Annotated in this window: 7 protein-coding genes; all 7 read left to right on the top strand. The window is 43.2% G+C overall.

Annotated features, from left to right (window positions below):
- Positions 1-1922, top strand: a 1922-nt coding sequence (locus C6G87_RS05390) for a methyl-accepting chemotaxis protein (protein WP_233709027.1), incomplete at its 5' end; no start/stop codon positions are given.
- A 45-nt stretch (positions 1923-1967) separates the two neighbouring features.
- Positions 1968-2999 carry a lipid A deacylase LpxR family protein gene (locus C6G87_RS05385; protein ID WP_233709026.1) on the top strand — a complete coding sequence of 344 codons (1032 nt, stop codon included), beginning with the start codon at positions 1968-1970 and terminating at the stop codon, positions 2997-2999.
- Positions 3000-3203: 204 nt separating this feature from the next.
- The gene (gene bamA, locus C6G87_RS05380) at positions 3204-5627 is read left to right on the top strand and encodes an outer membrane protein assembly factor BamA (RefSeq protein WP_233709029.1); all 2424 of its coding nucleotides are present in this window, start codon (positions 3204-3206) and stop codon (positions 5625-5627) included.
- 9 nt (positions 5628-5636) lie between these two features.
- Positions 5637-6683 carry a dehypoxanthine futalosine cyclase gene (locus tag C6G87_RS05375; protein WP_104752498.1) on the top strand — a complete coding sequence of 349 codons (1047 nt, stop codon included), beginning with the start codon at positions 5637-5639 and terminating at the stop codon, positions 6681-6683.
- A gap of 218 nt (positions 6684-6901) precedes the next feature.
- A complete protein-coding gene (locus C6G87_RS05370; protein WP_104752504.1) occupies positions 6902-8125 on the top strand; it encodes a M16 family metallopeptidase in 1224 nt (407 codons plus the stop codon).
- A 31-nt stretch (positions 8126-8156) separates the two neighbouring features.
- The gene (locus tag C6G87_RS05365) at positions 8157-8414 is read left to right on the top strand and encodes a hypothetical protein (RefSeq protein WP_104752497.1); all 258 of its coding nucleotides are present in this window, start codon (positions 8157-8159) and stop codon (positions 8412-8414) included.
- Positions 8415-8617: 203 nt separating this feature from the next.
- Positions 8618-10045: an Asp-tRNA(Asn)/Glu-tRNA(Gln) amidotransferase subunit GatB gene (gene gatB / locus C6G87_RS05360; protein WP_104752496.1), complete on the top strand. Its 1428-nt coding sequence runs from the start codon at positions 8618-8620 to the stop codon at positions 10043-10045.
- The last annotated feature ends 41 nt before the right edge of the window (positions 10046-10086 follow it).

Below are 10086 nucleotides of genomic sequence, written 5' to 3'. Positions count from 1 at the left end.
ATATTATCTTAATATTATCTGGCAACAAGGGGTGGACCATGAGCTTCAAAACCAAGATTTCCCTCACATTTGCGGTGTTATTGTTAATCAGTTTTAGCATTACGGCAGGGATTATCAGCTACAGGCTTTATAACCGACTAACCATATCAGCTCAAAATAATCTTAAAGAGACTGCCTCTATGCTCTCATATTCGCTCAAAGGTTGGGACGATTCGATCAAAACTGCTTTGGTTAAAACCGCTAAACAGCTAGAAAGAATGGATTTGAACGATGTGGCTACAGTACGCAAGATTTTAAGTTATGTGCAATATGGCATGGATTCTACAGATATCCATGTGGGGTTTGAAGATGGGAGCATCATTAAGCTCGTGGGCAAGATTCCAGAAGGCTATGACCCGCGTAAGCGCGATTGGTATCAACAAGCTAAAACCAGTCGCAAACTCGTTATAAGCCATCCTTATATTGATCTTTTTACCAAACGCCTCGTGGTTTCTTGCAGCATTGCGCTTTGGCAAAAAGGGGTTTTAAAAGGTGTACTGGGTTCAGATATTCCTCTTAATTATGTACAAGATAGCGCTAAAGAATATTCTTCAAAGGGTATACGAATTCATTTTTTAGATCAAGATGGATTTATTTTAGGTTCAAGCAATTTAGAACAAGGAAAGCGTTTTGCAGGCGTATTTCCTGAGAAAAAAGCCATCTCTACACAGATTCTCTCTGCACATGATGGATTGATTGAAAGCAATGTTGATGGCATGGCTAAGTATTATGTATGGACCACAGTACCGGGCTTTTCTTGGAAAATTTTAGCCGTGAGCGACAAGGGATTTGTCTTAAAAGACTTAGATATTGTGCAACACACTTTATTGATCACTTCTGTTGTGTCTTTGGTTATTTCTGTCATCTTCATTTTAATTATCGTCAATATTCTCTTCAAACCTTTAAAGCACCTTACTCAACTTATCCAAGCTCTCGTTTCTAGAGAGGGCGATCTCACTGAACGCCTTGTAGTTCATGGGCGCGATGAAATTGCCACCATTTCTAAGAGTATTAATGCCTTTTTAGAAAAGACACATGGGGTGATTGCGACCATTAAGAGCAATAGCACGCAAAACGCCCAAATCGCCCGCACTTTGCAGGAGAGTTCAAATACGGTTTCTAAAAATGCTCAGGAAGAGCAAAAGCGTATCCAAGTCGTGGTGCGCAATGGGGAAAGCGTGATCGCCAATATTTTAAGTGGGGCGGACAACGCCGCAGTCAATAGTGATAATTTGGTCAACACAAGCCATACTTTAGAGGAGGTGCGCACGCGCATTGAAGAGTTTAGTAAAAATTTGGGCAATAATGCGCACTTGGGCGTGGAATGCTCCAATAAGCTTGAACAGGCTTCTCAGGATACCGAAGAAATTAAAAAGGTTTTAACTATCATTGCTGATATTGCCGATCAAACTAATTTGCTCGCATTGAACGCCGCGATTGAAGCTGCACGCGCGGGCGAACATGGGCGGGGTTTTGCGGTGGTGGCAGATGAGGTGCGCAAATTAGCCGAAAAAACTCAAAGTAGTTTAGGCGATATCCATAGCACCATCAATGGCGTGGTGCAAAGTGTTAATAATATTAGCAAAGACTTACATAGCAATGCTCAAGAGATTGTTAAGGTTTCTCAAGCTGCCCACGAATTACAAGGAGTAGTAGATAATAATGTGCAGGGTATGCAAACTATTATCAACACCACTATTGAAGATGTTCAAGCCTTTAAGAAGGTGGCGCAGTTGACTCAAGGGATTATAGAAGAGATTCAAAAGATCGGCGCATTGAGCACTTCCAACCAAGAGAGTGTGCAAGCTGTCGCACAAGCGAGCACATCGCTCAACAAAACTGCCGATATTTTTGACTATGAACTTGGTAGGTTTAAGGTATAACTGGCTATTTTAGAGATCAAATCTAAATCCTCAAAAGAGGGAGTTTTGTCAGCTAAGATTTTCTTTAAATTGCTAGTGGTTTTCGTGTTGGTCTGTCCGCTCCATGCGCGCTCCCTGCTAGAAACTCCGACAACGCTGGTCCCTTACAAGAAGCAGTATATCGAGCTCTTATCTGAGAACGATGCCTATGTTTATCCCGTTGATCGCTATTATACAGCGGGTAATCGTGTAGGTTATGTGAGTAAAGAATATAATTTTTGGGGCGCAGCTTACCATAAGTCTTGGATGGCTTGGAGTCGTTATGTGAGCTTGCTCTACAAATCCCCCAAGATGACGCGCTTTAGCATCTCTGTAACCCAAAGTATCTACACACCTCTATTAAAAAACCGCCTCTATAATGGTGTAGTGCCCCATGATCACTTATATGCGGGCTGGCTTAGAGCTGATGTAGGGATATTTCAGCGTAGTGCCCACACACTAGAGAGTATTTTTCTATCTTTTGGTACGGTAGGTCCTAACGCGTTTGCAGAACAAATACAAGATTGGGTGCACAACATGCGCGGGGATGCAAAGTTTTTAGGTTGGTCGCATCAAATCCGTAACGAATTTATTTTCGAATTTTCCTACCAATGGTTGCGCAAAGTCCCCCTGCTGACAACACGTTTTTTTTCTATAGACATGATTCCCGGGGCTGATATCACTTTGGGCAATGCTATCACGCATTTTAGATTAGGTTCGATGTTGCGTATGGGCTATAACCTCGATGCAGATTTTGGACCCAACAAGATCAACTCTAACTTTAGTGGTGGGTTTCCCTACAGCAATAAGCTGTCTATTTATGTGTTTGTAGGGGCAAGTGGCACTTACCAGCCCATCGATGTTTTTGTGCAGGGCAACAGTCCAGAAACACGCAATGTTACATATCTCCCCCCTGCTCTTTATGCGGTGGAGGGTGGGATTGCTCTGCTTTACAAAGGTTTTAGAGTTGCGTTCATCGCCACTAACCTTAGCAAAACTTTTCGCGATCAACCCCAAAGCCATAACATTGGCACAGCAGAAGTCAGTTTAGCGTTTTGAAACTCGCTATAATCGTGAGACTTTTTATTTTTATTCTCTTTAAGACTCAAAGCGCTATAATCCAGCTCTATAGCGATGCAAAATTAGAGGTGTCTCATTAAAAAGATTCTTACCATTGTCTTGGTGTGCGTGGGGCAGTTGTTCTGCCCTCTAGACGCTGAAGAGAATAGAATCACCAGCATAGAGTACAAAGACTTATCTTATATGTCCGACATGCTCGCTGGAGAAATTGTCAAGATTAAAAAAAATGAATCTTTAGATCCTAAAAAAATCGATGAAGCGATTTTAGCGCTTTATAGTCAGGGATATTTTGAAGATGTTTATGCCACTTTTAAGAAAGGTAAATTAGTTTTCCACTTCAAAGAAAAGCCACGTATTGCAGGGGTAGAGATTAAGGGCTATGGCACTGAAAAAGAAAAAGAAACTCTTTATACGCAAATGGGAATCAAAAAGGGGGATACCTACGACGAGACAAAACTAGAGAATGCCAAGTACATCTTAAAAGCTGCTTTGGAACAGCAAGGCTTTTATGGCAGTGTGGTAGAAGCGCGTACGGAAAGTTTGGCCAATGGGGGGGCCTATCGCATTATTTTTCAAGTTAATCGAGGTAATCATATTTACATCACCAAATCCACTTACGAGGGCAGAGAACAACTCAAGCCTAGAGTGGTCGAATCTTTAAGTGCTAATAAACAACGCGATTTCATGGGTTGGATGTGGGGTTTAAACTCCGGAAAATTACATCTCAACGAGCTAGAATACGACTCCATGCGTATCCAAGATGTGTATTTGCGTAACGGCTTTTTAGATGTAAATGTGTCTGCCCCTTTCTTGAATACCAATTTTGCAACGCACAAAGCAAAGCTTTATTACAAAGTTAAGGAAGGGATTCAATACCGCGTTTCCGGGATCGAAATCCAAATTGATAAACCCGTTGTTCCCATTCCTAAACTCTTAAAATCCCTCAAGATTCAAAAAGGTGCGATCTTCAATATCGAAAACATGCGCGCTGATTCCCAAACCTTAAAACGCGAAGTTGCCGATCAGGGGTATGCCTTTGCTGTGGTTAAGCCAGACCTAGATAAAGACGAAAAAAACGGTAAAGTTAAGGTCATTTACCGCATTGAAACCGGCAATTTGGTTTATATTAACGATATTATCATTTCAGGTAACCAACGCACCAGCGATCGCGTAATTCGCCGTGAAGTGTGGCTTAACCCCAAAGAACGCTATAGCTTAACCAAAGTTGCCAATTCTGAAAATGCTTTGCGCCGTTTGGGCTTTTTCTCTAAGGTTAAGATCGAAGAGCGTCGCGTCAATAGTGAACTGATGGATTTATTAGTTAATGTGGAAGAGGGGCGCACGGGGCAATTGCAATTTGGCTTGGGCTATGGAAGTTATGGCGGGTTGATGCTCAATGGAAGCGTGAGTGAGAAAAACTTATTTGGGACTGGGCAGAGCATGAGTCTTTATGCCAATATTGCTACGGGGGGTGGCTATAGTAGTAGCTATGGCATGAAAGGGAGTGGGCGTATGTTTTCGGGGAATTTGACTCTGACAAACCCTAGAATTTTTGATAGCCGCTACAGTTCTTCGCTTAGTCTTTTTGCGGAGTATATTATTAATTATAACTACATCCAGCAGGGGGGTGGGTTTAGCGCTACGGTAGGGCGCATGCTCACCAACACCTTTAGTATGAACTTTGGCTATAACTTTAGCGTTAATAAGATTGTTGGTTTTAGTAGTCCTCTTTATGAGATGTTTTATAGCAGCCAAAACACCGTGATCACGCTTCCAGATGGTCAGGTTGTGAAAGGTCCAGATGGTCAGCCTCTTCGTGGTTTATGGAATCGCGATTATCATACCCCTACGACTAGCTCCTTTACTCTGAGTACAAACTTTGACAATACAGATGATTACTATTTCCCCAAAAATGGCTTCACTTTCTCTAACTACACCACGATGGCGGGTTTACCTTCTGCAGGCGGACTCAATTCTTGGAATGGTTTGGGTGGGAATGTGCGCAACACTAAAATTTATGGCAAGTTTGCCGCTTACCACCACTTACAAAAATATCTTCTTATTGACTTGATCGCGCGTTTTAAAACTCAAGGGGGTTACATCTTCCGCTACAATACAGAAGATTATTTACCCTTGAACTCGGTTTTCTATTTAGGGGGGGTTACTACCATTCGTGGCTTTAGGAACCGCTCAATCACTCCTAGAACTCCTGAGGGCATGTGGGTTGGGGGCGACGGGCTTTATACCGGCTCTGTGGAGTTGAGTTATGGGTTACTCAAAGCGGCTAAAATGCGCGTGGCATGGTTTTTTGACTGGGGCTTTTTGACTTTTAAAACCGATAGCAAAGGCGGGGGATTTTGGCATAACGCTTATAGTAGTGATGTGAATTTTAAAGATTATGGCGTGGTGGGAGCGGGCTATGAACACGGCACTTGGCGCGCCTCTACAGGGATTCAAATTGAATGGATTTCGCCCATGGGTCCTTTGGTACTTATTTTCCCTATCGCGTTTTTTAATGATTGGAGCAGTAAGAGAGGACTTTATTTTAACCCTGATATGGGCGATCTCACCCAACGCTTTGAATTTTCTATGGGAACGCGTTTTTAAAGGAACACAATGGAACGCTTAGACAGAGCCACTATTTTAGAATGGATGCTACACAAGCCCCTAAAGGAGCTCGGGGCTCTAGCCTTAGCCAAGAAGCAGGCTCTACATCCGGATAACACCACGACTTTTATTGTAGATCGCAATATCAATTACACCAATATCTGCTTTGTGGACTGCAAATTTTGCGCTTTTAAACGCCGTCCCAAAGATGGGGATAGTTATTTGCTCAGCTTTGAAGAGATTGATAGTAAGATTGAAGAACTCTTAGCCATCGGGGGCACACAAATTTTATTTCAGGGGGGTGTGCATCCTCAACTTAAAATCGACTATTATGAGAATTTGGTTTCTCATATTGCGCAAAAATTTCCTACTATCACTATTCACGGCTTTTCAGCTGTAGAGATCGATTACATTGCTAAAATTTCTAAACTTTCCTTAGTAGAAGTTCTAGAGCGTTTAAAGGCGGCTGGCTTGAGCTCCATTCCGGGGGCAGGGGCGGAAATTTTAAGCGATCGGGTGCGTCGCGTAATTGCGCCCAAAAAGCTCAGTGCGGATCGTTGGATTGAAGTGCACAGGCAGGCGCACAAGTGTGGAATCAAGAGTACAGCAACTATGATGTTTGGTAGCGTAGATACAGAGGAAGATGTTGTAGAGCACTTAGAACGCGTACGCAACTTGCAAGATGAAACGGGAGGTTTCAGGGCGTTTATTCTATGGAGTTTTCAGCCCAACTTTACCCCATTGCAACAAGAAAGACCTGATATTAAAAAAGCGAGTAGTAACCGCTATTTGCGTTTATTAGCTTGTAGCCGCCTATTTTTAGATAATATTACAAATATCCAAAGTTCGTGGGTAACACAGGGAGCGATGATTGGGCAGTTAGCCTTGCTCTTTGGGGCAAACGATTTGGGAAGTGTGATGATGGAGGAAAATGTGGTTAAAGCGGCGGGTACGAGTTTTTGCATGAACAAGGAAGAGATGATCGCGTTAGTGGCGGATTTGGGTGGCAAAGCCGCTAAACGCAATACGGCATATGAGATTTTAGAGAGGTATTGATGAGCGCAAAACTCAAAAATGCGCGGTATGCGCTCTTATTGGTCGTGGCGGTAGTGGTATTGATTATCATAGGAGCATGGATGGAACAGACAAAACAAAATAGAGAAGGAAACACTTATAGCGTGATCAAGCGTGATCAGGTTGGAGAAGGCATTAAGTATTTTGGAGTCAGAGGCATTAAAATTCCGGTGATCTATGAAGAAAACCGTTTGCTTCCTATGGGGAAAATCCGTTTAATGTTTATCGGAGGGGGAAATTTGATGGACAAAGACAAGTATGGACTTTCAAGACTGAGTGCAGAAATGCTCAATGAGGGTACAAAAGAGCTAGGTAGTGTCAAATTTGCCGAGCAGTTAGAACAACTTGCCATCACTCTAGATACAGACATTAGATTAGAGTCTCTGCACATCGATCTAGGATTTTTAAAAGAATACCAAGAAAAGGCGATTGGCTATTTGCACGATCTACTTCTCTCACCCAATCTTACCCCTGGTGCCTTAGAGAAGGTACAAAAACACATGGTAGCTAGCGCTTTGACAAAGATGAGCAATTTTGACTACATCGCGCAACTTGAGCTCAATAAATTACTCTTTGCCAATACTCCTCTAGCGCACCCAGCTGTGGGCACGCCCAAGAGCATTCAAGGTATTTCTTTAGATGATGTGAAAAAACGACTAGAGGACGCGCTGGATATTGAACGACTTATCATTGTGATGGGTGGTGATATGGATACAGACAAAACTCTAGAACAACTCAAACCTTTGTTAGAGGCGTTACCTTCTAATAAACCCTTCTTCACTCCCCACTTTGGCACGGCGCAAAAAGCCCAAGAAAAAATCACCTATAAGGACACCCAACAGGCTTATGTCTACTTTGGCTCACCCTTCTACATGAAGGACCTAGAAAAAGAACTGCCCCTAGCTAAGGTGATGAGCTTCGTTTTGGGTTCTAGTGGCTTTGGTTCACGTTTGATGGATACCATTCGTGTTAAAGAGGGCTTAGCTTACAGCGCCTACATGCGTGTGCAACTCTCACGCATTATCAATTGCGCCACAGGCTATCTGCAAACCAAAGTAGAAAACCAAGATAAGAGTGTGGCGCTCGTCAAGCAGGTTGTGAAGGATTTTATAGAAAAGGGCATCACTCAGGAGGAGCTAGAGGGGGCTAAGAAATTCTTGCTAGGTTCTGAGCCTTTGGCAAATGAGACTTTAGGCAAACGCTTGACAACAAAATTTCATAATTTTTACTTAGGGTTGCCCCTAGATTACGACAAGATCATGCTAGAGCGCATTAAAAACCTCAAGCTGGAAGAGATCAACGCCTATATCAAATCCCACCCAGAGGTGGCGGATTTGAGTTTTAGCATTGTTACTATGGACCCCAAAATCCAAGCCAAAAAAGCAGCACAAAAGGAAAAAATGGCGCCTGTGGAGCACAAGTAACAATTCTTAGGGCGTTGTGATAGAACTTTTGATGGGACTCTTTATCGTTTGCCTACTCGGGCTGTTGCTTTTGGGTGGGCTTGTCAGTGTGTTTCCGGTGGTGTTTGACCTGCTCATCGAATCGGCGGTCTTTTTGATCATCGCCCTTGTGATCGCTTTTGCCATCGCCCTTGTGGTGGCGGTACTTGTCTTCTTTGCCAATATCGCAGTTGTCTTGCTTGGGCTAGCCCTTGTGGGCGCAGTTGTGGTGCTTGTCTTGAGAGCATTTGGCATTAAATTTCGGAGTTGACAATAGAAACTTTACTCTTGATACTTGGTGTCCTTATCTTATTTCCTCTCTGTGTTTATGTTGGCGTAATTATTGTGCTGTTCATCATAAGAGCGTTACCATTTATAATTTATTGTGCGCTAATGTGTGGTCTTGCCTATCTTGGATTTTGGGCTTTAGTTTTTATCGTTGGTTTACTTAGTAAGTTATTCTAAAGGATTTTCATGTTTGAAACCATTATCGGGCTAGAAGTGCATACCCAACTCAACACCCAGACTAAGATTTTTTGTAGTTGTCCGACCAGCTTTAAAGACACTCCTAATAGCAATACCTGCCCGGTATGCTTAGGTCTACCCGGGGCTCTGCCCGTGCTTAATGAGCAGGCGCTTAAAAAAGCAATTGCGTTTGGAACGGCGATTAACGCCACTATTAATCAAGACTCTGTTTTTGCGCGCAAGAATTATTTTTACCCTGACTTGCCTAAAGCTTACCAGATTTCCCAATTTGAAATCCCTATTGTGAGCGCAGGGTATTTGGATATTGATACGGATACAGGCGTTAAGCGTGTTGGTATTGAACGCGCCCACCTCGAAGAAGATGCAGGTAAAAATATTCACGAAGGGGAATTTTCTAAAGTGGATTTGAACCGCGCAGGTACACCACTTTTAGAGATTGTGAGTCGCCCAGATTTGCGTAGCGCACAAGAAGCTATTAGCTATTTAAAAAAATTGCATGCTTTAGTGCGTTTTCTAGGCATTTCAGATGCTAACATGCAAGAAGGTAATTTTCGTTGTGATGCCAATGTGTCCATTCGCCCTAAGGGTGAAGATAAACTTTATACCCGTGTGGAGATCAAAAATCTCAATAGTTTTAAATTCATTCAAAAAGCTATTGATTATGAGGTAGGGCGTCAGATTGAAGCTTTTGAACGAGGTACTTACGCTAAAGAAGTGGTGCAAGAAACTCGCCTTTTTGACACGATAAAAGGAATCACTCAAGCCATGCGCGATAAGGAGGGCTCGGCAGATTACCGCTACTTTCCCGATCCAGATCTTAGACGCGTATATATTCCAGAAGCGTTTTTGAAGCAAGCGCAAAATATTCCTGAGTTACCCGATGCTAAAAAAGTACGCTACATAGAGCTAGGGTTGAAACCAGAAGACGCATCTATGTTAGTGAGCGATGTGGCAATCGCGCGCTATTTTGAAGACATGGTAGAGATGGGCGCAAGCGTGAAAGGAAGTATGTCTTGGCTGTGTGTGGAGTTGTTAGGGCGACTTGGAGGGCAGGAATTAGAGCATTGTGTAGTGCAGGCACAAACTTTAGGCACTTTAGTGCAACGCATAGATAGCAAAAAAATCTCAGGCAAGGCAGGCAAAGAAATCTTAGACGCGCTTTTAAGCCAAAGCGCAAGCCAGCCTAGCGATGTAGATACCCTCATTGAAAAACTGGGCTTAGCCCAAGTGCAGGACACACAAGAGTTATCGCGTGCTATTGACACCCTACTAGCCCAACACCCCGATAAAGTGGCAGAATACAAAGGCGGTAAGGTCAAACTCTTGGGCTTTTTTGTAGGGCAGGTACTCAAAAACCTCAAGGGGGCAGACCCTAGCGCGCTCAACGCGCTGTTAAAAGAAAAGTTGGAGGGCTAGTCGCCCCCCCCTCTCGCGCACGCTCTAAGAGATCAAAACTT

Origin of the sequence: Helicobacter baculiformis, assembly GCF_900197685.1 — a bacterium.
GTDB classification, from domain to species: Bacteria; Campylobacterota; Campylobacteria; order Campylobacterales; family Helicobacteraceae; genus Helicobacter; species Helicobacter baculiformis.
This window is presented reverse-complemented; position numbering and strand designations above follow the sequence as displayed.